Origin of the sequence: Streptomyces sp. NPDC005752, assembly GCF_040630715.1 — a bacterium.
Classification (GTDB): Bacteria; Actinomycetota; Actinomycetes; order Streptomycetales; family Streptomycetaceae; genus Streptomyces.
On sequence record NZ_JBEXYB010000009.1, the window covers coordinates 148220 to 171115 of the forward strand.

General features: G+C 70.7%; 19 protein-coding genes and 2 pseudogenes. 13 read left to right on the forward strand and 8 right to left on the reverse strand.

The annotated features are described in order from the left end of the window. Complete coding sequence (locus ABZ441_RS10195) at positions 1-5742, reverse strand: SDR family oxidoreductase (protein ID WP_358970470.1); 5742 nt, start codon at positions 5740-5742, stop codon at positions 1-3. Between the two features lie 32 nt (positions 5743-5774). Further along, positions 5775-6095 (reverse strand): acyl carrier protein, encoded by a 321-nt coding sequence (locus ABZ441_RS10200; protein WP_358970472.1) that lies wholly within the window; start codon positions 6093-6095, stop codon positions 5775-5777. Positions 6096-6296: 201 nt separating this feature from the next. Between ABZ441_RS10200 and ABZ441_RS10205 the strand changes: the two genes are divergently transcribed. The 11 genes from ABZ441_RS10205 to serS all read left to right on the forward strand — a co-directional run bounded on the left by ABZ441_RS10205 (position 6297) and on the right by serS (position 16998). Further along, complete coding sequence (locus ABZ441_RS10205) at positions 6297-7961, forward strand: aldehyde dehydrogenase family protein (RefSeq protein WP_358970626.1); 1665 nt, start codon at positions 6297-6299, stop codon at positions 7959-7961. 34 nt (positions 7962-7995) lie between these two features. Next, complete coding sequence (locus ABZ441_RS10210) at positions 7996-9132, forward strand: acyl-CoA dehydrogenase family protein (RefSeq protein WP_358970477.1); 1137 nt, start codon at positions 7996-7998, stop codon at positions 9130-9132. 58 nt (positions 9133-9190) lie between these two features. Next, a complete protein-coding gene (locus ABZ441_RS10215; protein WP_358970480.1) occupies positions 9191-10474 on the forward strand; it encodes an aspartate aminotransferase family protein in 1284 nt (427 codons plus the stop codon). Between the two features lie 2 nt (positions 10475-10476). Beyond that, complete coding sequence (locus ABZ441_RS10220) at positions 10477-10959, forward strand: SRPBCC family protein (RefSeq protein ID WP_358970483.1); 483 nt, start codon at positions 10477-10479, stop codon at positions 10957-10959. 21 nt (positions 10960-10980) lie between these two features. Continuing rightward, positions 10981-11511, forward strand: coding sequence for a hypothetical protein (locus ABZ441_RS10225; protein ID WP_358970485.1), 531 nt, complete (start codon positions 10981-10983; stop codon positions 11509-11511). Continuing rightward, positions 11508-12062 (forward strand): flavin reductase family protein, encoded by a 555-nt coding sequence (locus ABZ441_RS10230; RefSeq protein ID WP_358970488.1) that lies wholly within the window; start codon positions 11508-11510, stop codon positions 12060-12062. The genes ABZ441_RS10225 and ABZ441_RS10230 overlap by 4 nt, the downstream gene beginning before the upstream one ends. Beyond that, positions 12059-13042: a VlmB-like protein gene (locus ABZ441_RS10235; RefSeq protein WP_358970491.1), complete on the forward strand. Its 984-nt coding sequence runs from the start codon at positions 12059-12061 to the stop codon at positions 13040-13042. Before ABZ441_RS10230 ends, ABZ441_RS10235 begins: the two co-directional genes overlap by 4 nt. Continuing rightward, positions 13039-14046: a beta-ketoacyl-ACP synthase III gene (locus ABZ441_RS10240; RefSeq protein ID WP_358970494.1), complete on the forward strand. Its 1008-nt coding sequence runs from the start codon at positions 13039-13041 to the stop codon at positions 14044-14046. The genes ABZ441_RS10235 and ABZ441_RS10240 overlap by 4 nt, the downstream gene beginning before the upstream one ends. A 106-nt stretch (positions 14047-14152) precedes the next feature. Continuing rightward, on the forward strand, positions 14153-14383 hold the full coding sequence (locus tag ABZ441_RS10245; RefSeq protein ID WP_358970497.1) for a phosphopantetheine-binding protein: 231 nt from the start codon (positions 14153-14155) through the stop codon (positions 14381-14383). Continuing rightward, positions 14383-15603, forward strand: coding sequence for a beta-ketoacyl-[acyl-carrier-protein] synthase family protein (locus ABZ441_RS10250; protein ID WP_358970500.1), 1221 nt, complete (start codon positions 14383-14385; stop codon positions 15601-15603). The genes ABZ441_RS10245 and ABZ441_RS10250 overlap by 1 nt, the downstream gene beginning before the upstream one ends. A gap of 117 nt (positions 15604-15720) precedes the next feature. Then, complete coding sequence (gene serS, locus ABZ441_RS10255; protein ID WP_358970504.1) at positions 15721-16998, forward strand: serine--tRNA ligase; 1278 nt, start codon at positions 15721-15723, stop codon at positions 16996-16998. A 69-nt stretch (positions 16999-17067) separates the two neighbouring features. Here the strand turns inward: serS and fabI are convergent, their stop codons facing one another. From fabI to ABZ441_RS10285, 6 genes are all read right to left on the reverse strand, one after another. Beyond that, positions 17068-17841: an enoyl-ACP reductase FabI gene (fabI, locus tag ABZ441_RS10260; RefSeq protein ID WP_358970507.1), complete on the reverse strand. Its 774-nt coding sequence runs from the start codon at positions 17839-17841 to the stop codon at positions 17068-17070. Continuing rightward, complete coding sequence (gene fdxA / locus ABZ441_RS10265; protein ID WP_358970510.1) at positions 17838-18164, reverse strand: ferredoxin; 327 nt, start codon at positions 18162-18164, stop codon at positions 17838-17840. Before fdxA ends, fabI begins: the two co-directional genes overlap by 4 nt. 2 nt (positions 18165-18166) lie before the next feature. After that, positions 18167-19576, reverse strand: a complete 1410-nt coding sequence (locus tag ABZ441_RS10270) for an MFS transporter (protein WP_358970513.1) — start codon at positions 19574-19576, stop codon at positions 18167-18169. A gap of 301 nt (positions 19577-19877) precedes the next feature. Beyond that, positions 19878-20975, reverse strand: coding sequence for an acyl-CoA desaturase (locus ABZ441_RS10275; protein WP_358970516.1), 1098 nt, complete (start codon positions 20973-20975; stop codon positions 19878-19880). A gap of 285 nt (positions 20976-21260) precedes the next feature. After that, complete coding sequence (locus ABZ441_RS10280; protein ID WP_358970519.1) at positions 21261-21455, reverse strand: hypothetical protein; 195 nt, start codon at positions 21453-21455, stop codon at positions 21261-21263. 47 nt (positions 21456-21502) lie between these two features. Next, on the reverse strand, positions 21503-22498 hold the full coding sequence (locus ABZ441_RS10285; protein ID WP_358970522.1) for a DUF2156 domain-containing protein: 996 nt from the start codon (positions 22496-22498) through the stop codon (positions 21503-21505). A gap of 176 nt (positions 22499-22674) precedes the next feature. On the opposite strand from ABZ441_RS10285, the pseudogene ABZ441_RS10290 reads away from it, so the two are divergent. Both ABZ441_RS10290 and ABZ441_RS10295 read left to right on the forward strand, forming a co-directional pair. Beyond that, a pseudogene (locus ABZ441_RS10290) lies at positions 22675-22766 on the forward strand. A 36-nt stretch (positions 22767-22802) separates the two neighbouring features. Then, positions 22803-22894 (forward strand): annotated as a pseudogene (locus tag ABZ441_RS10295). Positions 22895-22896 lie beyond the last annotated feature (2 nt).

Sequence of the window (22896 nt, forward strand, 5' to 3'; positions counted from 1 at the left end):
TCATGCCGTGGGGACCGGGCACAGTTGCCCGTCGAGGAAGTCGGCGAGCTGGCGTACCGTCGGGTGGTCGAAGGTGATCGAGGCGGCCAGCGGCAGCCGGAACACCTGCTCGAGACCGGACTTGACGTTCTGGGCCATCAGTGAGTCCAGGCCGAGCGAGACGAACTCGGTCGACTCGTCCAGTTCGTCGTCGGCCTCCATCTGCAGGACGGCGACGACCTTGTCCCGGACCACCTGGGTGATCAGGGCCCTGCGATCCGGTGTGGGCATGGCACCGAGCGAGGCGGCGTCGAAGCCGTCGTCGGCTGCGCCGTCCTGCCGGGCGAGGCGGTCGTAGAACTGGTCGCCGGTGGCACTGCCGGCCACGTAGCGGTCCCAGTCGAACTCGCCCACCACCCGCTGGGTGCGCGGGCGGCCGCCCCAGAGCCTGGCCAGGGTGTCCAGGGCCCTGGTCGGCGAGAAGAAGCGGACGCCGCTGCGTTCGATCTCGCGGCTGAGGTGCTCCTCCAGGCGGGCGGACATGCCGACCCTGGCCCAGGCGCCCCAGTTGACGGACAGGCCGGGCAGTCCCTGGCGGGTGCGCCACTCGGCGAGGCTGTCGAGCCCGGCGCTGGCCGCCGCGTAGTGCCCCTGGGTGGCGCCGCCGAGGACGGAGGCGATGGACGAGTACGTCACGAAGAACTCCAGCTCCGGGAAGGAGCTCTGCGCGGCCTCGTGCAGCAGCCAGCCGCCGTACGCCTTCGCGGCGAGCTGGGCGTCGATGGACTCCCAGGTCAGTTCGGCGATCAGCTTCTTGTCGTAGGAACCGGCCGCGTGGACCACGCCGCCGACCGGGTACGATCCGGCCTCCACCTCGTCCACCAGGGTGCGCACGTCCTCGGGCAGGCTCACGTCGGCCCGTACGAGGGCGAGTTCGGCGCTCTCGGCGAGCTCCGCCAGGACCGGTCCTGCCTCCTCGGTGGGCTTTCCGCTGCGGCTGACCAAGGTCAGGTGCCGGGCCCCCAGGGCCACGAGCTTGCGGGCGGTCACGAGACCGAGACCGCCGAGTCCGCCTGTGACGATGTAGGTGCGGTCGGGGCGGACGGCGGCGTCGGTGACGGGTTCGGCGTCCGCCGGGGGTGCGGCCGGCGCGTCGGCGCGCGCGCCCGGCAGGGACAGCCACACCTCGGCGGCAGGGTCGGTGAGGGCGGTGCGCAGGGCCTCGCCCGTCTCGTCCAGGCGGAAGTGCCGGCTCCCGTCGTGCGGGCCGTGGTGCGGCGCGAGCACGACCGACGCGGACGGGACGGTGAGCGTGGAGCGCAGGGTCCCGTCGTGGCGTACGAGGACCTCGTCCCCCTCGGTGAACCCGGCCCCCTCTCCCACCGCGCGCACGGTGCCGGTGGCCTGGGTGCCCAGCACGGGCGGGGTTTCCTCGTCCTCCCGTTCGGCGCGCCCGGTGTCCAGCGCGGTCCGGGCGTCCTGATCGGTGAGGGCGACGGCACGGACCTCGATCTGGACCTCGTCGGCGTCCGGCGCGCGGTCGGCGGCGGGCACGAGCGCCAGGTCGGAGAGGTCGCCGGAGTCGGGGGCGCGCAGCTCGTAGCCGCCGCTCCAGGTGAGCGTCGCGTCACCGGCGAGCAGTCGTCGGACGTAGCGCCTGCCGGGCCGGTGGGCGACCTGGTACTCGCCCGGCGTCTCGGCCGTCCACTCCGAGAGCAGCGGTTCGAGGTCGCTGCCCGGTGCGAGGTCGACGAGGGTGGCGCGGTACTGCGGGTACTCGGTGAGCAGCACCCGTCCGAAGCCCCACAGGGTCGCGGCGGCGAGGTGCCCGCCGTCGCCGGCCGGGTCGCCGGGGAGTGCCTGGGCACCCTCGGTCACCAGCCACAGCCGGGGCGGCCGGGGCTGTCCGGCGGCGTCCATCGCGGTGACCAGGGCCAGCAGTTCGCGGTAGTTGTCCTCGCACTCGGCCCGCATCCGCTCGGCGGACATGGCTCCCGGCCGCTGCCGCCAGACCCGGCAGACGTCGGTGACCGTGGGGTCGTCGAGGGCCGCCTTGAGGTCGGTGGTGTCGGGCAGCGACGTCACCTGGAGGCCGGACTGTCCGGCCGGTGCGGCGGCCCGGCCGGCGGCCTGGTCGAGCAGCAGCAGGTGGCGGCCGCCGGCGGGGGCGGTCTGCGCCGGGAGGGCCCTGCGCACCCACTCGGGCCGGTGCAGGAACTGGCGGCGGCCCTGGCGGCCCCCCGGGCGGGCCAGGCGGACGCCGAGGAGTTCGGTGACCGGGTCGCCGTTCTCCAGGAGGAGGATGTCGGCGACTCGGCGGTCGTGGTCGCCGTGGACGCGGGCGAGGACGCGGAGCTGCTCCCCGCGGGGCTTCCTGAAGTGCCGTACGGAGGCGATCTCGCGCGGCTCGAACACCGGGCCCTCGGGGTCCAGGACGACGGCTGCCTGCACCGCCGCCTCCAGGAGTTCGGCGGGCGCGTGCTCGACCGCGGTGGCGTCGCGGCCGGTGAGCTCGCCGGTGACCAGCCCGTCCCGGTGCCGGGAGGCGCGCAGCAGCAGGCGCATGCGCGGGCCGTGCGGGCGGCCGACCGATGCGAGGTCGGTGTAGATGTCCTCGTCGTCGATGTGCTGTCCTGCGGGCGTCAGTCCGGCGTCCAGCTCGGCCAGCTCGGAGACCGGCACGACCGGTTCGCGTTCGGCGGCGATCGTGGCGGTGGCGTGGATGTGCTCCTCGCCTCCGACGAGGGTGAAGACCTGTACGTCGGCGCCGCCGTCGGCGTGCGGACGCCACCGGGACGTCAGGACCGTCACGGTCTCGGCGGTGGCGTGCAGGGGTGCGAGCAGCTTCAGCTCCCGGACGGCGGCACGGGTGTGCCCCATGACCGCGTCCTGGAGCGCGAGGAACAGGTCGATGTACGCGCCGGTCGGGAGTGTCGTGCGCTCCCCGTCACCGAGGTCGGTCAGTGCGCCGAGGTCCTCGGGCGTGAACTCGGCCGTGAACTCCCTTACCCCGCAGGCGAACCGCTCCTCCGTGCCGAGCAGCAGGTGGCGGGCCGTGCCGCCGGCCGCGCCCGTGCGCCTGGCTCTGACGGAGGGCAGCCAGTACCGCTTGCGCTGGAAGGCGTAGGTGGGCAGGGAGGTCTTCGCGGCGGCCGGACGGTCCGCGTGGTAGTCGGCCCACGAGACCGTCAGGCCCGCTGCGTAGTATCCGGCGAGTGCGGCCAGGGTGGTGCCGTCGGAGCTGTCGCGGCGGCGGAGGCTGGCAAGCCACACGTGGTCCTCGACGGTGAGGCAGCGCCGGGCGAGAGCGGTCAGGGCGGCCTGCGGTCCGATCTCGATCAGGGCGTGGCGGCCGCGCTGGGCCACCGCCCGGATGCCGGCCATGAAGCGTACGGGTTCACCGATGTGCCGCACCCAGTAGTCGACGGTGCCGATCTCGCGGAGGCGGGCCGGCCGGCCGGTGGCGTTGGAGATCAGGCTGATCGCGGGCTCGTGGAACGTGATGCCGTCGATGGCGGCCCGGAAGTCGTCGTAGACCTCGGCCATCAGGGGTGAGTGGAAGGCGTGCGAGACGGCCAGCCGGTCGACGCGGGTGCCCCGCTCCTTGAGGACGGCGATGATCTCGTCGAGGGCCGCGGTGCCGCCGGAGACCACGCACTGGTCCGGGGCGTTCACCGCCGCGAGGGCCAGGTCCGGGTGGCCGGCGAGGAGGGGCTCGACGTCCTCGGCGGGCGCGGACACGGCGGCCATGCCGCCCGGTGTGCTCACCGCCTGCATCAGCCGCGCGCGGGCGGCGACCAGGGTCACGGCGTCCGGCAGGTCGAACAGGCCGGCCACGGCGGCGGCCACGACCTCCCCGATGCTGTGCCCGATGAGGACGTTGGGGCGCACGCCCCAGGACATCCACAGCTTGGCGAGCGCGTACTCCAGGGTGAACAGGGCGGGCTGGGTGTACTCGGTGCGGTCGATCGCCTCCGGGTCGGCGGCGGTGCCGAGCACCAGTTCTGCCACGGAGCGGCCCAGATGGGGGGCGAACAGCTCGTCGCACCGGTCGACGTGCTCGCGGAAGACCGGGAAACGCTCGTAGAGCGCGGCTCCCATGCCCGCGTACTGCGAGCCCTGGCCGCTGAACATGAACGCCGTCCGGCGGATGCCGGTGGGCCCCTCGTGCTTCTCCCCGGCGGCCTTGTCCAGCAGGCTCGTGAGCGCCGTGCGGTCGGTGACCGGGCCCGCGACGCGGTAGGGGTGGTGGGTCCGGGAGACGTTGGCGGTGTAGCAGAGCTCGTCCAGCCCCACGTCGGGACGCTCGTCCAGCAGCTGCCGGTAGTTCTGGGCCTGGGCACTCAGGGCGGCGGCGCTCTTGGCGGAGAGGGTGAACATCGGCACCCCGTGCGGGGGCGGGTCCGCGGGCGCCGGCCCGGCCGGGGCCGGCGCCTGCTCCAGGACCACCGCGCCGATCGTGCCCGCGAAGCCGAAGCTGTTGACGACCGCGCGCCGGACCTCGGCCTTCCAGGGTTCGCACGCGGTGGGCACGCGCACCGGGTAGAGGTCCCACGGGATGCGTCCGGACGGTGTGTCGAAGTTGAGGTGCGGGTAGATGGTCCCGGACCGCATCTGGAGCACGGTCTTGATGACGCCGACGATGCCGGCCGCCGGCTCCATGTGGCCCAGGTTGGTCTTCACCGAGCCGACGAGCAGCGGGTCGTCGCTCGTGTGCGAGTCGGCGAAGGCGTCGCCGATGGCGCCGAACTCGATGGGGTCGCCGAGCGGGGTGCCGGTGCCGTGCGCCTCGACGTACTGGATGTCCTCGGGGGCGAGACGGCCGGCGGCGAGGGCGGCGCGGATGACCTTCTCCTGGGCGGGGCCGTTGGGCACGGTCAGGCCGGCGCTGTCGCCGTCCTGGCCGACGGCCGTACCGCGCACCAGCGCGAGAACGGTGTCGCCGTCCCGGGTGGCGTCACTGAGGCGCTTGAGTACGACGACGCCGCAGCCCTCGGCGCGGGCGTACCCGTCGGCGGCCTCGTCGAAGGTCTTGCACTGCCCGTCGGGGGACAGCATCTGCGCGTTGGAGAACATCACCGAGGTGCGCGGGTGGTGCAGGGCGTTGACACCGCCGCACAGAGCGATGTCGGACTCCCCCGCGCGCAGGCCCTGCACGGCGAGGTGGAGGGCGACCAGCGAGGAGGAGCACGCGGTGTCGATGCTCATGCTCGGTCCGCGCCAGCCCAGGAAGTACGACAGCCGGCCCGACAGCGGGAACATGGTGATGCCGGATGCGAGGTTGCCTTCCAGCTCCTCGTACGGCAGTGAGTCCAGCTCCATCGAGTAGTCGATGGAGCTGGCGCCTATGTAGACGCCGCCGTTGCCGCGACGCAGCGGTGTCGGATCGATGTTGGCGTGCTCCAGGGCCTGCCAGGTCGTCTCCAGCAACATCCGCTGCTGGGGGTCCATGTACTGGGCCTCCTTGGGCGAGATGTTGAAGAAGGAGGCGTCGAACTGGTCGATGCGGTCGAGGAAGCCGCCCGCCGAGGTGTGGATCTTCCCCTTGTCCTCCGGCGAATCGGGCGTGAACGCGGCCACGTCCCACCGGTCACCCGGTATGGGGCCTATTCCGCTGCGCCCTTCACGCAGGAAGGCGTCGAACTCGTCGGGCGAGTTGCTGCCGCCGGGGAATCGCAGACCGATCCCGACGATCGCGATCGGCTCCGGCGCCTGCGCCGGCGCCCGGCTCGTCTTTTCCGTGTCGGATTCCGTACGCGGCATGGAACGACTCCTTGGGTCCTGGGCCTGATCGGTCAGCGGATGGACGGGGCGGACAGCGCGTCGGCCAGGTGGTCCACGAGGTGGTTGACCGTCGGCTCGTTGAACAGCACGTTCACGTTGATGGACAGATCCAGGAGCTGCTCCAGGCTCTGTCGTATCTCGGTCAGCCGCAGCGAGGTGAGACCCAGGTCGAAGTAGCTGATGTCGACGGGGAGGTCCTCCGACTCGGTCATGAGGAGAACGGCCTTGAACCTCTGTACGACGAGTGTCTCTATCTCGTCGGCGAGTTCGGTCCGGGGCAGTTCGCGCAGCCGCTGGGGCACGGTGATCTCGGCAGGTGGCATGGCGGTCATGCAAGCAGCGGAGGCTGACACCCCACTGACGGCGCGTGGGCCAGGTGGCTGGATCAGTCCGATGTCAGCGCCGAGTCAGATTCGGCTGCCACGATCGATTTGCTTCGAACATCAATTCCCCGAATCGTCCGCACACTCACGGAACGACCCCCACCGGAAGACCGGTAACAAGACACATTCCGATATTCGGAAAGGCTGATGATGCTTCGCGAAGCTGCGCAGGAGGAGAGTGCTCCGGCACCATCCGGATTGCAGGAGGAGAGTGCTCCGGCACCGTCCGGATTGAAGAGCTACGACCTCTACATCGCCGGCAAGGACGTCGCCGGGGACGGATGGGTCTACACCGTCAGCGGGCGGTCTCTGCTGGAAGACGTGTTCACCAGTGTGAGCCTCAAGCGCTCCCTGGAGCAGGACCCGGAGTCGGAGGCGTCCCAGCATCCCTACGTCGTGGGCCGCTGCGCCATCGCCGACGACGACGCCATCGACCTCGCCACGCAGGCCGCCGCGGCCGCCGCCCCGGACTGGGCGGCCGTCCCGCTGGAGCGGAGGATGCGGCTCGGCACCCGTTTCCGCGAGGAACTGATCAAGCACCAGGACGAGTTCCTCGAGATGCTCGTCGCCGAGTCGCACCCGGTGAAGCTGGCCCGGTGGGAGCTGAGCTGCCTCCTGCAGATCTACTCCCCCGGCAGCCTGCGCTGGTATCTGAAGCAGATGCGGGTCGAGAAGGAGTACTCGGGCCGCAAGCTGATCCTGCAGCGCCAGCCGGACGGCGTCGTCGCCTTCAACCCCCCGCAGAACGCCCCGCTGCCCAGCGCCGCGCTGAGCGTGCTGGCCCTGATGGCCGGCAACAGCGTGGTGGTCAGGGCGCCGCGCAGCATCGCGCTGAGCACCATGTGGCTGCTGCGCGACATCGTGGCCCCACTGCTCGAGGAGCTCGACGCACCCCCCGGCGTGCTCAACGCGGTGTGCAGCAACCCCAAGCAGACGATGGACCGCTGGATCGCCGACCCTCTGATCAACGACATCTTCTACATCGGCGGCAGCCAGGAGGGCCTGCGCTTCGAGCAGCGGTGCGTGGCCCACGGGAAGAAGCCGATCCTCGAGCTGGCCGGCAACGACGGCATCGTGGTGTGGAAGGACGCCGACATCAAGTGGGCCGCCGAGGCCATCACCGAGTCCTTCTACGGCTCCGGACAGATCTGCATGGTGCCCAACTACGTGCTGGCCCACCCCGACATCGCCGAGGCACTGATCGCCGAGGTGCGCGAGCAGGTCAAGGGCATCCGGCCGGGCTTCCCGGAGGAGGAGGACGTCCTCCTGTCACCGGTGCGGCGCAGCGAGCGGTTCTTCCGGCTGCTTCGGCAGGCCCTGGACAACGGCGCCTCCCTGGTCACCGGCGGCCATCGCACCGAGCTCGACGGCACACCGTCGGAGACGGGCGTCTTCCTGCAGCCCACCGTGCTCCGGGTCGACGGCCTGGACCGGGCCCGCACCTTCGACGTGGTACGCGAGGAGACGTTCTTCCCCCTCATCCCGATCGTGGTGGCCGAACGCGACAACGACGACGCCCTGCTGGAGTCCTTCCTGCGCTTCGTCAACTCCAACTCCTACGGGCTGCGCAACTCCCTGTGGTCGCGCTCCGACCACGTCATCGAGACCTTCGTCCGGCGCGTCGTCAACGGCGGGCTGCTGAAGGTCAACGACTCCCACATCGGCTTCCTGCCCTACCTGCCCAGCCACGGCGGCACCGGCCGCACCGGTGGCGCCTTCGGCGAGGCCAACTACCCGATGCTCAAGACCTCGCACGTCCAAGGGGTCAGCATCGCCCGCGACATCAGCCCCTACGACGCGGTCTTCGGCGCCTGAGCGCCCCACCCGTCGGCCTTCCGGAGGTATCCCCGTGCGTTCCCTCGATGCTGCTCGGGCCGTCTGCGAGCAATTCCACCCAGGTCTGCTCAAGGAAATCGAGCAGTTCCCCTACGCCGACCGGGAACAGCCCGGCGGCCCCGTCATCGACCTGTTCCGCATCCACGGCGGGGTCGGCCTGCTGATACCCGAGGAGTACGGCGGTCACGGAGCGGCCCCGCTGGACGCGCTGCGCGTCCAGCTGGCGCTGGGCGCCCTGTCCCCCTCGCTCGTCGCGGCCGTCTCCATGCACCACTTCACCGCGGCGATGCTCTACTCGCTCGCCGGCAAGGCGGGCCGGCTCACCGACGCGCAGACCGAACTGCTGCGGCGGATCGTGCCCGATCAGCAGGTGATGGCCTCCGGCTGGGCCGAGGGCCGCACCGAGCAGAACATCCTCACTCCCGCCGTCACGGCCCGGCCCGTCGAGGGCGGATACCTGCTCTCCGGCGCGAAGAAGCCGTGCAGCCTGTCCCGTTCGATGAGCCTGCTCACCGCGAGCATCGCCATCCACCACGAGGACGACACCGCCGAGCTGGCGCTCGCCCTGGTGCCGGCCGACGCTCCCGGGCTGTCCGTCCACCCGTTCTGGGGCAACGACCTGCTCGCCGCCGCGGAGAGCGACGAGGTGCGGCTGGCGGACGTGTTCGTGCCGGCGGACATGGTCGTACGTGCCGGGGCCGACGATCCGCACCGGCTCGACGACCTGCAGACGGCCGGCTTCGTCTGGTTCGAGATGCTGATCTCCGCCGGGTACGCGGGCGGGGCCGCCGCGCTCGTCGAGCAGGTGCTGGAGCGCGAGCGCGGCAGCGTGCAGGAACGGGCCGCCCTCGCGATCGAGATGGACGCCGCCCTGGCGCTCCTGGAAGGTGTCGCCCGGGCGATCGGCCCGGAGACGGACGAGGAGTCGGTCGCCCAGGTCCTCGTCGCCCGCTACACCGTCCAGAAGGCGCTGCCGAGGATTGCCGGGCAGGCGCTGGAGCTGCTCGGCGGGCTGGACTTCATCGTCGGTTCCGCCCACGGCCAGGCTGCCGCAGCCGTGCACGCCCTCGCCTTCCACCCTCCGGGCCGCGGTGCCGCCGCCGAGCCCCTGCTCCGCTACTTCGACGGCGGCCCGCTGGTCCTGAGCTGAGTCACCGCGCCCGCGGGCAGCGAGCAGCGGCCCCCACCACACTTGGAGTGAGAGATCCGTGACCGTCATCCAGGAAGCACCCGCCGAGACCGAGGCGGAGATCCTCGGCCTGTACCGGGCCCATCTCAGCAAGGGCCGGGCCACTCTCGCCGAGCTGTTCGGCAGCCACATGGAAACGGCGTCCGAGGGCGCCTGGCTCACCACCAGCGACGGTGAGCGCTTCCTCAACGCGGGCGGCTACGGCGTCTTCATCATGGGCGCACGCCACCCGATCGTGATGGAGGAGGTGGAGCGCCAGCTGCGGACCCATCCGACCGCGACGCGCATCCTGCTGGAGCCCACCGTGGCCCGCGCCGCCGAGGCGCTCGTCTCGGTGATGCCGGAAGGGCTGGACCGCGTGCACTTCGCCCTGTCGGGCGCCGAGGCGGTGGAGACCGGCCTCAAGCTCGCACGGGCCGGCGGCCGCAGGCGGACCGTCTCGATGCGCGGCGGCTACCACGGCAAGACGCTTGGCGCGCTGTCCGCGACCGCGAAGGACGTCTACCAGGCGCCCTTCCGGCCGCTGATCCCGGACTTCCTGCACCTCCCCTTCGGTGAGACCGACGCGCTGGAGGCGGAACTCGCGGCCCATCCGGGTGAGGTCTGCGTCATCCTCGAGCCCGTGCAGGGCGAGGGCGGTGTGATCATTCCGCCCGCGGGCTACCTCAAGCAGGTCGAGGAGCTGGTCCGCGCCCACGACGGCTTCCTGATCCTCGACGAGGTGCAGTCAGGCTTCGGCCGGCTCGGCGAGTGGTGGGGCGTCGACACCGAGGGCGTGGTGCCCGACGTGCTCCTCACCGGCAAGGCGCTCGGCGGCGGCGTGATGCCGGTCTCCGCGGCCGTGGCGACACGCAAGGCGTTCCGCCCCTTCGACAAGGACCCCTACGTCCACACCGCCACCTTCTCCGGCCAGCCGGTCCTGATGGCCGCGGTGCAGGGTGCGATCCGGGCCATGAAGGAGGAGCGCCTGGTCACCCGCGCCATGGACCTCGGTGCGCGGCTGCTGCCGAGGATCTCGGAGATCGCCTACCGCAACATCCCCGAACTCGTCGTGGACGTACGCGGCCGTGGGCTGCTCATCGGCGTGGAGCTCGTCGAGGCCGGACTGGCCGGCGAGCTGCTGATCGAGCTGTTCAACCACGGCGTCGTCGCCAACCACTCGATGAACGGCAGTTCGGTGGTGCGGTTCACCCCGCCCGCCGTGATGAGTGACACCGATGTGGAGTTCCTCCTGAACTCCTTCGACCTGGCCACACGCGACCTCGTCCGGGGCGCGGCCAAGATGCCGGAAGGCGGCAACTGACGATGCGTCATGTAGAGCTCGAAGCACTGATTCCCGCGGAGCAGGCCACGACGGTCTTCGACTCCGTACGGCGCTGGGAGCGGTACCCCGACCTGGCGCCCCACGTGAAGGCGACCACCGTGCACGCCACCTACCCGGCCGAGGACGCCAGTTCGAGCTGGGAGCTGCACTTCCGCAGCGGTCTGCTGCGCTGGACCGAGGACGACACCTTCCTGCCGGAGCTGGGTGAGATCCGCTTCGAGCAGTCCGACGGCGACTTCGACTCCTTCACCGGCACGTGGGCCATGACGCAGCTGGGTGACGACGTGGCCGTCCGTTTCGACGCCGAATTCGACTTCGGCATTCCCAGCCTGGAGGGGATCCTCGACCCGATCGCCGAACGGGTCATCAAGGAGACCGTCGCCTGGGCCCTGACCGGCCTGTTCCCCGCCGTCCGGCTCTCGGCCGGCGTCGACCTCACCGAGCCCGCCGCCATCGGCGCCTAGCACTGCCAGCAGGAGCTGACCATGGACCAGGCAAATCCTTTCGAGACACCGAGAACGTACTCGCTGCACCGCGCCGAGTACTTGGTGGGCCTCGCCGTCACCACCGGTCTGATCATCGCCCACTTCGGCGAGATCCGCTGGTGGGTCGCGATCGCCCTGTTCCTGTACATCGACCTGATCGGCTACATCCCGGGTGCCATCGCCTTCAAACGCAGCGGCGGGCGGCCGATCCCCAAGGCCTACTACGTGCTCTACAACATCATGCACAGCCTGATCACCCAGGCCGCGGTCGCGGCGCTGTGGTGCTGGCTCGTGGGGCCGGAGTGGGCGCTGCTGGTGCTGCCGTTCCACCTCTTCGGGGACCGCGGCCTGTTCGGCAACTTCATGAAGTCGTTCGCGCTGCCCTTCGAGCCGGTACGCCAGCCCGGATACCTGCGGCTCCTGGACGACCTGGGGGTGGCCCACCCCAAGCCGGCCGGCCACGCCACGGAGCCCACCCCGGTCGGCCACGTCCCGGCGCAGCCGGTCCGCCGGCCGGAGGCCGTGCGATGACCGCTGCCACCGAGGTGCGTACCCTTCGGCGTCCCGTACGCCAGGACCCGGCCGAGCGACGGCGGGCGCTGTACCACCTGGCCTCCCCCGTGTCGGTGCTCACGGTCGGCCCCCAGGAGCGGCCGCACGGCACCACGGCGAGCACCGTGACGCTGGTGTCACGGGAACCCCTGCTGGTGGGGGTCGTGCTGCGGGCGGGTTCGTCCTTCGCACGGCTCGCGGCCGCCGAGGGCAGGTTCGCGGTCAACGTGCTCAGCAGCGGTCAGGCCGATGTGGCGAGCCATTTCGCGAACAGCGACCGCCCCGACGGCAGCGCGCAGTTCGCGGGACTCGCCTGGACGGCGGACTCCTACGCGAAGGCACCGCTCCTGGCCGGGGCGCTCGCCCACTACACCTGCCGGTTCCACTCCGCACACGTGGCGGGCGACAGCGAGTTGCTGCTCGGCCACGTCGTCCGGGCCAACGCCGGTGACGCCCATCCCCTGTTCAGCTACGCCGGAGAGCTGTTCGCCGGCTCCCTGCACCCCGCGAAGGAGGCGGCCGCATCATGACCGGTTCTGTGGCACCCGAGGCCGACTGGGACAAGGCTCCCGGTCTGCTCGACGGAGCGAAGGAGCTCACCCTCGGCCCCGAGGACTGCGACCTCGCCTACTGGTTCACCTCGGTGGCGCAGGGAACGCTGCGCGACCGCGGTGAGACCGGGCACCACGTGGACGCCGTAGTGCCCGGCTTCCTGAAGGAGCCGGGTCCCCTGCGCGACGCCCTGGTGCTGGAGTTCGGGTTCCGCGGGCTTTCGGAGGAGATCGCGACGCGGCTGCTCGGCCACTACGTCGCCATCGCCCCCGGCGTCCCCGAAATGGAGTTCTACGCGACCCAGTTGATCGACGAGGCACGGCACGCCCGTGTTTTCCGCAACCACCTGGTGGAGCTGGGGGTCCCGCAGAAGACGCTCCTGAAGGACATCGACGAGATGGCCGCGGACTACCGCAAGCGGGTCCTGGACCCGGTCGTGGACTTCACCCTCGACATCGTCCGCGACCAGGCGGACTTCGCCGGCGGCGTCGCCGTGTTCGCCATCGTCATCGAGGGGGTACTCGCCCCGGCGGCGGAGCTGAGCGAGCGCAAGTGGACCCCGCTGTCACCGGCCACCGGCGAGATCTCACGCGGCACCGCCATCGACGAGATCAGGCATCTGACGGTGGCCAGCACGATTCTGCGTGACCACGTGGCCGCGCACCCCGAGTACCGGCCGCGCCTGCTGGAGATCCTGCGGGCCGGTGTGCGGCTCTGGGACGAGATCCCCGACCGTGAGTTCGTCATCCACCGCGAGGAGCTCTTCCAGGAGGGCATGGCCCAGCACGCGGACAGGATCGGCGACTACGAGATCTGGCCGGGCGTCCGGATGCTCGACACCACGCCGGAGCAGCGCTACGACATGGCCGAGCGCTGGACCGACGAGATGGCCGAGTCGCGGATGGCGTACATGGGGCTGCCGCTGGAGGCCCTCAGCAGTCCGCAGGCCGGCGCATGAGCGGGGGGCCCGCGGCGGTGGTGGCCGGGATCGGGGCGTACACGCCTCCCGGTCTGGTCACCAACGACGACCTGGCACAGCGGCTCGACACCTCCGACGCGTGGATCCGCTCACGCACCGGGATCGCCGAGCGGTATGTGGTCGCGCCCGGCACCGCGACCTCCGACCTGGCTGTCGAGGCCGGACTGCGAGCCCTCAAGTCCGCGGGCGACGAGCACGTGGGAGCGGTCGTCCTGGCCACCACCACACCCGACCAGCCGTGCCCGGCGACCGCCCCCCAGGTGGCCGCCAGGCTGGGGCTCGGGCAGGTGCCGGCGTTCGACGTGGCCGCCGTCTGCTCGGGCTTCCTGTACGGTCTCGCCACCGCGTCCGGGCTCCTCGCGGCGGGCATCGCCGACAGCGTGCTGCTGATCGCCGCCGACGCGTTCACCACGATCGTCAACCCGGAGGACCGCACCACGGCCGTCATCTTCGCGGACGGTGCGGGCGCGGTGGTGCTGCGCGCGGGCTCCGTCGGCGAACCGGGGGCCGTGGGCCCGCTGGTCCTCGGCAGCGACGGCGAGCTCAGCCATCTCATCGAGGTGCCGGCCGGCGGCTCACGCCAGCGTTCGACCGGTCCGGTGACCGACCCGGAGGACCAGTACTTCCGGATGCTCGGCCGGGACACCTACCGGCACGCGGTGGAGCGGATGACCGGAGCTTCCCAGCAGGCCACGCAGCTGGCCGGCTGGAGCATCGGGGACGTCGACCGGTTCGCGGCCCATCAGGCCAACGCCCGGATCCTCGATTCGGTCTCGGAACGCCTCGGGGTGCCGGCCGAGAGGCAGTTGACCAACATCGCCCAGGTCGGCAACACGGGTGCCGCCTCGATCCCGCTGCTGCTGTCGCAGGCCGCCGCGGACGGCCGGCTCACCGCCGGGCACCGGGTCCTGCTGACCGCGTTCGGCGGAGGCCTCTCCTGGGGTGCGACGACCCTCGTATGGCCCGAGGTCCAACCGGTCTGACGGCCCCCCGGCCGACCGGACTCCCTGTCCAGCACGCCATTCCGTACGCGTATGCGTACACCCCTCACGTACGCCGGTTTCGCGTACGCCTTCGAAAGGATCCGTCATGCTGGAGCAGCTCAAGGAAATCCTGTCCAACAAGCTCAAGGTGTCGCCCGAGGCCATCACCCCGGACGCCACCAGGGAAGACATCGAGCTGGACTCGCTGGCCGTCGTGGAGCTGTCGCTGCTGCTCAAGTCCGAACTGGACCTGGACGTCAGCGACGACGATCTCCTGGAGGCCGAGACCGTGGCTGACATGGTCCGGCTCATGGAGGACCGGAGCGCGAAGGTCTGATGGCCGGCATGGACATCGCCGTCACCGGGCTCGGCCTGGTCACCCCGGGTGGTATCGGGGTCGGGCCCAGCTGGGCGGCGGTCTGCGACGGCAGGCCGGCCGCCGCCCTCGACCCGGTACTGGCGAACAACCCCGTACGTCTTTCCTGCCGGGTCCCCGGCTTCGATCCGGATTCTCTGCTCAGCGCGCGGCGGGCTCACCGCCTGGACAGGTTCGTGCAGTTCGCACTCGTCGCAGCCCATGAGGCTGTGGCCGACGCCCGTCTCGACCCGACCACCTGGGACGGGGCGCGGGTCGGTGTGGTGCTGGGCTGCGCGGACGGTGGTCCCGGCACGGTCGAGGAGCAGCACGATGTGCTGCGGGAGCAGGGCGCCGGCCGGGTGTCCCCGCTGCTGCTGCCCATGCAGTTGCCGAACATGCTGGCCGGTCAGACGGCCATCGAGTTCGGTGCCACCGGGCCCAACCTGGTGGTGGCCACGGCCTGTGCCTCGGGCGCGACCGCCATCGGCACGGCCCGGGACCTGCTCATCCTCGGCCGCTGCGACGTGGTGCTCGCGGGCGGCAGCGAGGCGATGATCACTCCCCTGGTCATGGCCGGCTTCGCGCAGATGGGCGCGCTGTCGCGGCGTGAGGACGATCCCGCGTCGGCCTCACGTCCCTTCGACGCCGACCGGGACGGTTTCGTCGCCGGAGAGGGGGCCGGGATCCTCGTCATGGAACGCGTCGTGGACGCACGGGCCCGCGGTGCGCACGTCCACGGGCGGATCATCGGCTTCGGGGCCACCGCGGACGCCCATCACATGACGTCGCCGCACCCCGACGGCGCCGGCATCGAGGCGGCGGTCCGCGCCGCTCTCGCCGACGCCGGCGCGGACCCGGACGACGTGCAGCACGTGAACGCCCACGGCACGTCGACACCGCTCAACGACTTGGCCGAGGCACGCATGATCCAGCGGACGCTGCAGGGCGACCCGCTGGTCACCTCCACGAAGGGAGTCACCGGACACCTGCTCGGCGCGGCCGGCGCGGTCGAGGCCGCGTTCACCCTGCTGAGCGTCGAACACGAGATCATTCCGCCCACCGCGGGCCTGTGCATGCCCGACGGACGGATCGACATCAAGCTCGCCCAGTCCGCCACGTCGATGCCGATCGACCTCGCACTCAGCAACTCGTGCGGGTTCGGCGGTCAGAACACGGCGCTGGCGATCGCTCCGGCCTGAGGCCCTGAGGCCGGCACCGGCAGCACGTGTGGGGGCGGACGGCTCGGAGCCGTCCGCCCCCACAGGCCTTCCGGGGCACCCGTACCGCCACCGCTCTCCCTACCCGAGGAGTCCGTCATGCACGATCCCAGTGAACTGCTCGAAGACGGGCCGGCCGCCGTGAGGCGACTGGCCCGGCGCCGCTACGACCTCGACCTGGCCGCCCTGGAGAAGGCGATGCGCCGACGGTCCGAGGCCCAGGCCGAGGTGACCCGGTCGCGTACGGAGCTGAACCGCGTCTCGCGCACGCGCGGGCGCTCGGGACCGCCCTCCGAGAAGGAGAAGGAGGCCGCCCGTGCCCTGCGCGCGGACGTACAGCAGGCGGAGGGCGCGGCCCGGTCCGCGGGGCAGGACCTCTCCGAGCTGCTGCTCGGCATCCCCAACGTCCCCCTCGACCGGGTGCCGGACGGTGACACCGACAAGGAGGCGGTGGAGGTCCGCCGCTGGGGCACGGTGCGGCACGACGCCGACGCCCCGCACCACGCCGACATCGGCGAGTCGCTCGGCATCCTGGACGGCCCGGGTGCCGCCCGGCTCTCGGGAGCCCGCTTCAGCCTCAGCCGCGGTGCCGGGGCCCGTCTGGAGCGGGCGCTGACCGACTTCTTCCTCGACCTCCACACCCGTGAACACGGTTACACGGAGCACTCCGTGCCGTTCCTCGTGAACCGGGACACCATGACCGGCACCGGTCAGCTCCCCAAGTTCGAGGACGACCTGTTCCGTACCCAGGTGGGTGATCGGGAGCTGTTCCTGATCCCCACCGCCGAGGTGCCGCTCACCAACCTGGTGGCCCAGCAGCTCCTGGAGGCCCGTGACCTGCCCTGCGCCTTCACCGCGCGCACCCCCTGTTTCCGCGCCGAAGCGGGGGCGTACGGGCGTGACACCCGGGGAATCCTGCGCCTGCACCAGTTCGAGAAGGTGGAGCTGGTCCGGGTCTGCGCACCTGAGGACGCGCCGGAGCAACTGGAGCTCATGGTGGGGCACGCCGAGGAATGCCTGCGCCGCCTCGGGCTCTCCCACCGCGTGGTCCTGCTGCCCGCCGGCGACCTCGGCTTCTCCGCCCGGATGACGTACGACATCGAGGTGTGGCTGCCGGGCAGCGGCGCCTACCGCGAGATCTCCTCGGTCTCCGACTGCGGCACCTTCCAGGGCCGCCGCGCGAACATCCGTCACAGGCGGGCCGACGGCCGAAAGGGCCCGGCCGCCACCCTCAACGGTTCGGCGCTGCCCGTCGGCCGCACCGTCGCCGCCCTGCTGGAACAGGGCGTGCAGGAGGACGGATCCGTCCTGCTGCCCGAGGCCCTCGCCCCGTATACCGGATTCCGCCGGATCCTGCCGGGCGGAACGACCGCGTAGCCCACGCACGCCGAGAGGGCGGGTGATCCGGGACCAGCCCGGATCACCCGCCCTCTCGGCGTGCGTTCATCACGCGCCCATCATGTGCACCCCGCCGTCGACGTGGACGATCTCGCCGGTCGTGCGCGGGAAGAAGTCCGACAGCAGGGCGACCACACCGCGCGCCGCGGGGTCCGGGTCGACGAGGTCCCAGCCGATCGGGGCCCGGTGCTGCCAGACCTCGGCGAGCTCTCCGAAGCCGGGTATCGACTTGGCGGCCATGGAGCGCAGCGGACCGGCCGCGATCAGGTTGCAGCGGACGCCCCTGCCACCCAGGTCCCGGGCGAGGTAGCGGCTGGTCGACTCGAGGGCGGCCTTGGCCACACCCATCCAGTCGTAGCGCGGCCAGGCGACCGTCGCGTCGAAGGTGAGCCCGACCACCGAACCGCCGCCTCCTTCCAGCAGGGGCAGGCACGCTGTGGTCAGGGACTTCAGCGAGTACGCCGACACGTGCACGGCCGTCGAGACGTCCGCCCAGTCGCCGTCGAGGAAGGAGAAGGCGCCCTGGGGCCCGTACGCGATGGAGTGCACGACGCCGTCGAGGCGGTCGAACCCGTCGGCGGACGCGCTGATGCGTTCCGCGAGCGTGTCCAGCTGCGTCTGGTCGGTGACGTCCAGTTCGACCACCGGAACCGGCTTGGGCAGCCGGGCTGCGATCCGCTCGATGAGGGAAAGCCGGCCGAAGCCGGTCAGCACCACCTCGGCACCCTCCTCCTGAGCGAGCCGGGCGACGTGGAAGGCGATGGACGCCTCCGTGACGACGCCCGTCACCAGGATGCGCTTGCCTGCGAGGAGTCCGCTCATGACCGCACCGCCTTCCGTGCCAGGGACCCGACCAGCGGGGAGTCGTGGTCGAGGACACCGAGACCGCCCGCGCCTCCGGGCGAGCCGAGGGTGTCGAAGAAGTCGGCGTTGGACCCGCGGTGATCGCCCAGCTCGGCCGGGACGTCGTCCTCGAAGAAGATGGCCTCCACGGGGCACACCGGTTCGCAGGCCCCGCAGTCGACGCATTCGTCGGGCTGGATGTAGAGGGCACGCCGGCCCTCGTAGATGCAGTCCACGGGGCATTCATCGATGCAGGAACGGTCCTTCACATCGACACAGGGCAGGGCGATGACATAGGTCATCGTCAACTCCTCTTCACAGTAGGTTTGTTCATCGAGTCCAGGACCTGGTCCACGGAGACTCCGGTGGTGCGCTCGCCCAGCGTGAGCACGGTGACGGCCAGTGCGGTCATCGAGGCGGCGATGACCCCGAACAGCGCGACGGGTCCGTAGGAGTCGAGAACGGGCAGCAGGACGAACGGCAGCGCGGCGGCGCTGAGTTTGGACAGCGAGTACGCCATCCCGGACGCGGTGGCCCGGATCGCCGTCGGGTACTGCTCGGAGAGATACACGTGCGACACGCTGGAGAAGACGTTGCTGCACAACGTGTACCCGAAGCCGAACGCGACGATGAGGACGGTCGAGTCGGTGAAGGCGAAGCCCATTCCGGCGGCGACCATCGCGGCTCCGGACAGCGCGACGAGAGTCTTGCGTTCGATGCGGTCGATGATCGGCAGCGACAGCGCCGAACCGACGGGGTAGCCGAGGAAGGACAGGGCGGTGAAGCCCAGACCCGCCACGATGTCGTAGCCCTTCGCCGCGAGGATCTGCGGGGCCAGGGTACCGAAGCCGTAGTAACCGACCACGGAGAGCGAGCAGAAGATCCACAGCATCACGGTGCGGCGCCTCAGCCCGCGGGCGAAGATGTCCCTCAGCCTGGTCCGCCCGGCGACGGGCGCCTCGTGCTCCACCGGCAGCGCCCCGGCCGGCCGGCCGCCAGGGATCTGGGCCTCCATCCGGGACACCAGCAGGTCGGCCTCCTCGGTACGGCCGTTCGCCGCCAGCCAGCGCGGGGATTCGATCAGCCGCCGGCGCAGCACCCACACCACGGCCGAGCCGAGTGCGCCGATCACGAACAGCCAGCGCCAGCCGTCGATCCCCAGCGGGCTCAGAGGCACCAGCCACAGGGCGGCGAAGCCGACCGCGGGCACCCCGCAGAAGGCGATCGTGTAGGCCCAGGCGATGAACCGACCGCGCTTGGCGGCGGGCAGGACATCAGCCAGGTAGCAGTCGGACAGGGCCTGTTCGGCACCGATGCCGATGCCGGCCAGGAAGCGGGTCACGATCAGCCACTCCGCGTTGGGCGAGAAGGCGCCGAGCAGGGAGAAGCCGGAGTAGATCGCGAGGTTGATCAGGAAGGCCCGCCGCCGGCCGAGCCGGTCGGCGACCCGGCCGAGCACCAGCGAGCCGATGAACTGGCCGATGAACACGGAGGCCAGGACCAGTTTGAGCGAGGTCGCTCCGAAGGTGAAGTCCTCCTGGAGCACCTTGGCGATGGTGCCCGACAGACTGTTCTCGAAGGTGTCGAAGAGCAGGCCTATCCCGACGACCGCGGTCAGGCTGCGGTGCATCGGGGTGATCGGCATACGGTCCAGGCGGACCCCGATCGTGGCGGGAGAGACGGCTCTGCTCACCGCCGTGGTGGTCTGGGACATGCGCGTGGCTCCTAGGGGCATCGAAAGGATCAGGCCGGGCGGCGGGACCCGGTGGCCCGGGACGCGGGGCGGAGGGGACGGGTCGTGGCGGGTGACACGCCCCGGCGAGGTCGTGGCCCCCGCCGCACGGCCCGGCACCATCCGGACGGCCCCCGGGGCCCGCACATGTCCGGGGCGGGGGCCGGAGCCGGATGAGGTGGTGCGGTTACGGGAACACCGGAGCCGGCCGGGACGGCGCAGAACCGGTGGAGTCACAAAGGCGGTGGAGTCAGGGAGGCGGTGAAGAGGAAGCGCCCGCCGGTCAGGCGGCACGCTCCGCGTTCCGCCTGATCTGCTCCTCGACGTCGCCGCGTCGCACCGGTGCACTGACCTCGTGCAGGAACGAGGCGACCTCGCGGTAGGAGGCCCAGAACCCCACCTCGTGGTAGGGCACGCCGCGCTCGGCGCAGTACTCCCGGGTGAGCTCGCGTGCGCGTGCCAGGTTCTTCTGCGGCATGGCGGGGAACAGGTGGTGCTCGACCTGGTAGTTGAGTCCGCCGTAGAGGAAGTCGATCAGCAGGGACGGGCGGATGTTCCGGGACGTGAGGACCTGGCGCTCCAGCCAGTCCAGGGTCTCCGCGTCACCGTCGCGGATCGCCATTCCCTTGTGGTTGGGAGCGAAGATCATCCCGAAGTAGACGCCCAGGACCGCCTGCTGGACCAGGACGAAGGCGATCGCGAGGACGGGCGACAGGACGGTGAACACCAGCGTCAGATAGATGGCCGCCCGCGCGACGAGCAGGAACGTCTCCAGCACGGGGCGCTTGGTCTTGCCCTGGGCGATGGACAGGATGGCCGTCTTCAGCATCTTGAAGGACTCCAGGACCAGCAGCGCGAAGAACAGTACGCTCTGGTAGCGAACCACGAACTTCTGCGTGCCGCGCCGGGTGGGGTACTGCTTGATGTCGAAGATGGCGGTGCGCCGGCCGATGTCCGGGTCCATGTCCAGGTGGTTGGGGTTGCTGTGGTGCCGGTTGTGGTGGTTGACCCACCAGCCGAAGCTGACACCGTTGACCAGGTTGGCGTGGAAGTACCCGATGGCGGAGGCGGCCTTCTTGCTGCGGAACATGGCCTTGTGGCCCGCGTCGTGCCACATGAAGGCGGACTGGCCGCCGCACAGGCCCATCCACAGCGCCACCGCAAGCTGCCACCACGAGTCGCCGAGTGCGAAGAACGCGGCGAACCCGAGCAGCATGAGCGTGGTGTTCAGTGCCAGGCGGCCTATGTAGTAGCGCGGATCGAGGTCGAGGAGACCCTCCGCCTTCACACGCTTGAGGAGTTCGGCGAACGTGGCCGAAGCGCCGCCGCGCTGTTTGGGAGCGGCGATGACCTGGGCTTCTTGGACGTGCGGACGCTGCATGCGTTGCTCTCCTTGGGAGAAGTGCCCGAAGCGGGCAGCGGCGCCGCTGCCCTGCGGGACGTGGCTGCGCCGGGGGTCGACAGTGCTTCCGTGGGCGTGACGGAAGGCGGGCGCCGACCGCCCGTCGGCCCGGACCGCTGGAGCACAGTGCGGTACTCCGGACCGGGCCGCCGGGCGAACGTGTGTCCAGCGTTCCGTGCTCCGCTGATGTGACACTGATACTGGGCTGATCGGACCCGGCCGCAGAAGAGGTGATCTCCTGGGGACCCGGGCCCCTTCCTCCACTCAGGCCGCGACGGTCCGGGCCTCGCGAAGCCGGACGTCGAGCTCCTGGACGATGTCGTCCGCGGCGCGGGCCACGTCCTGGTCGTCGGGGGCTCCGATGATGGCCATGAGCTGTCCGACCATGGCCTGCTGGAGGGCTTCGGTGGCCGTGGCCCCGGTGCTGTCGGTGGTCGTGGCCTCGTTGCTGTCACTCACTGTTCCGGCTCCTCGTCGTGTGATGGCGGCGGTGTGCTGGTGGTGCGTCAGAAGGCTTTGCAGGCACGGAAGACGTGCGCGAAGCCGGCGAGCGAGGCGTTCGGCCGGTCGAAGGCGACGTACTCCGGGATGAGCTCGTCAGGGGCCCACTTCTGCTTGTACGAAAGCTGGGTCTGCGCCGGGTAGAGAGCGGCTCCCTCGGCCCAGAGGGCGTGCATCAGCCACTGGAACGCCGGGCTGTGGCCATCGAGTTCATGGCTCGCGTCGAGTCCGGTGAAGGGCGTGAACCCGAAGTGCAGCCACTCCACGCCCTCGGAGCGGAACACCTCGATGGCGTGCGCGTTGATGGCCTCCATCAGCCCCGGAGAGCCCTCCGGCACACGACGGCTCAGGTCGTGCATCCAGCCGGCCCGCTCGCCGTAGACGGGCGAGTACGAGATGTACGCCACCGGGGCGCCCTCGATGGTGCCGGCGAACAGCCGGCGCTGCGCCTGAGGTTCGCCGCCGATCTGGCCCACCAGGAACTCGAGTTGGTGTGCACCGCCCTTGGAGCCGAGCCATGCCTCGTCGATCGTCGCTATCGCACCCTGCCAGTCCTCGGCGGTGACCTCCTGGATCACGAGGCCGTTGCGGTGCGCGCGGGAGATCTTGTTCCGCAACTGCATGAAGCGGGTGCCGCGCAGGGAGAACTCCGGAAGCCGCACGGCCCAGGAGGCGCCCACCTGGTTGACGGTGAAGCCGTGCCGGGCGTAGCGCTCGGCGTCGGCACGCTGGAGTTGCACGCCGACGAGCTCCAGACCCTCGTCCTTCACGTACTGACGGAAGCCGTCGAGGAGGGTGTCGTATGCGTCGGGGGCGGCGAAGGGGCCGCCGAACTGGACCGCGTAACCGCCGGTGCGGCGGTAGACGACCACTCCGTCGGTACCTGGGGTGGTGAAGGTGCTGTTGCCGCTGTTGAGCGCCAGGAAGGCGCTGGCGTTCTCGCTCTGGGTGTGTGTCCGGATCGCCTCGAAAACCGAGGTGTCGGCAGTGGTCGCGGGCATGCCCGTACCCCTTTCGGAAGGTGTTCCTTTTGGTGCGAGTAGAGCACCGACGCCACACTGAGGGGAAGACCGGAAAGGAATTCAACGACCACGTCAGGAGGATGTCAGCGTCTCATCAGAACCCCCTGCCAATGTTGTTCTCGTGAACGGCACGGGAAACCGGAAGCCGGGAACGAGGAGAGGTGCCCGGAGCGGCTTATCGGGGACCAGGAGAACATCTCGAGGTCGGGCCTCAAAACCCACGCAGGTTCGAATCCTGCCCTCTCCGCGACACGGCCGGCACCCCCGGCCACCGTCACCACCAGGAGAGGTGCCCGGAGCGGCTTATCGGGGACCAGGAGAACATCTCGAGGTCGGGCCTCAAAACCCACGCAGGTTCGAATCCTGCCCTCTCCGCG

Bases quoted from the DNA above. Each gene is read 5' to 3' on its own strand.
- ABZ441_RS10220 (WP_358970483.1), top strand. From the start codon at position 10,477: ATGCGTCATGTAGAGCTCGAAGCACTGATTCCCGCGGAGCAGGCCACG.
- ABZ441_RS10245 (WP_358970497.1), top strand. From the start codon at position 14,153: ATGCTGGAGCAGCTCAAGGAAATCCTGTCCAACAAGCTCAAGGTGTCG.
- fabI (WP_358970507.1), bottom strand. From the start codon at position 17,841: ATGAGCGGACTCCTCGCAGGCAAGCGCATCCTGGTGACGGGCGTCGTC.
- ABZ441_RS10205 (WP_358970626.1), top strand. From the start codon at position 6,297: ATGCTTCGCGAAGCTGCGCAGGAGGAGAGTGCTCCGGCACCATCCGGA.
- ABZ441_RS10285 (WP_358970522.1), bottom strand. From the start codon at position 22,498: ATGCCCGCGACCACTGCCGACACCTCGGTTTTCGAGGCGATCCGGACA.
- ABZ441_RS10275 (WP_358970516.1), bottom strand. From the start codon at position 20,975: ATGCAGCGTCCGCACGTCCAAGAAGCCCAGGTCATCGCCGCTCCCAAA.
- fdxA (WP_358970510.1), bottom strand. From the start codon at position 18,164: ATGACCTATGTCATCGCCCTGCCCTGTGTCGATGTGAAGGACCGTTCC.
- ABZ441_RS10195 (WP_358970470.1), bottom strand. From the start codon at position 5,742: ATGCCGCGTACGGAATCCGACACGGAAAAGACGAGCCGGGCGCCGGCG.
- ABZ441_RS10270 (WP_358970513.1), bottom strand. From the start codon at position 19,576: ATGTCCCAGACCACCACGGCGGTGAGCAGAGCCGTCTCTCCCGCCACG.
- ABZ441_RS10200 (WP_358970472.1), bottom strand. From the start codon at position 6,095: ATGACCGCCATGCCACCTGCCGAGATCACCGTGCCCCAGCGGCTGCGC.
- serS (WP_358970504.1), top strand. From the start codon at position 15,721: ATGCACGATCCCAGTGAACTGCTCGAAGACGGGCCGGCCGCCGTGAGG.
- ABZ441_RS10225 (WP_358970485.1), top strand. From the start codon at position 10,981: ATGGACCAGGCAAATCCTTTCGAGACACCGAGAACGTACTCGCTGCAC.
- ABZ441_RS10240 (WP_358970494.1), top strand. From the start codon at position 13,039: ATGAGCGGGGGGCCCGCGGCGGTGGTGGCCGGGATCGGGGCGTACACG.
- ABZ441_RS10230 (WP_358970488.1), top strand. From the start codon at position 11,508: ATGACCGCTGCCACCGAGGTGCGTACCCTTCGGCGTCCCGTACGCCAG.
- ABZ441_RS10250 (WP_358970500.1), top strand. From the start codon at position 14,383: ATGGCCGGCATGGACATCGCCGTCACCGGGCTCGGCCTGGTCACCCCG.
- ABZ441_RS10235 (WP_358970491.1), top strand. From the start codon at position 12,059: ATGACCGGTTCTGTGGCACCCGAGGCCGACTGGGACAAGGCTCCCGGT.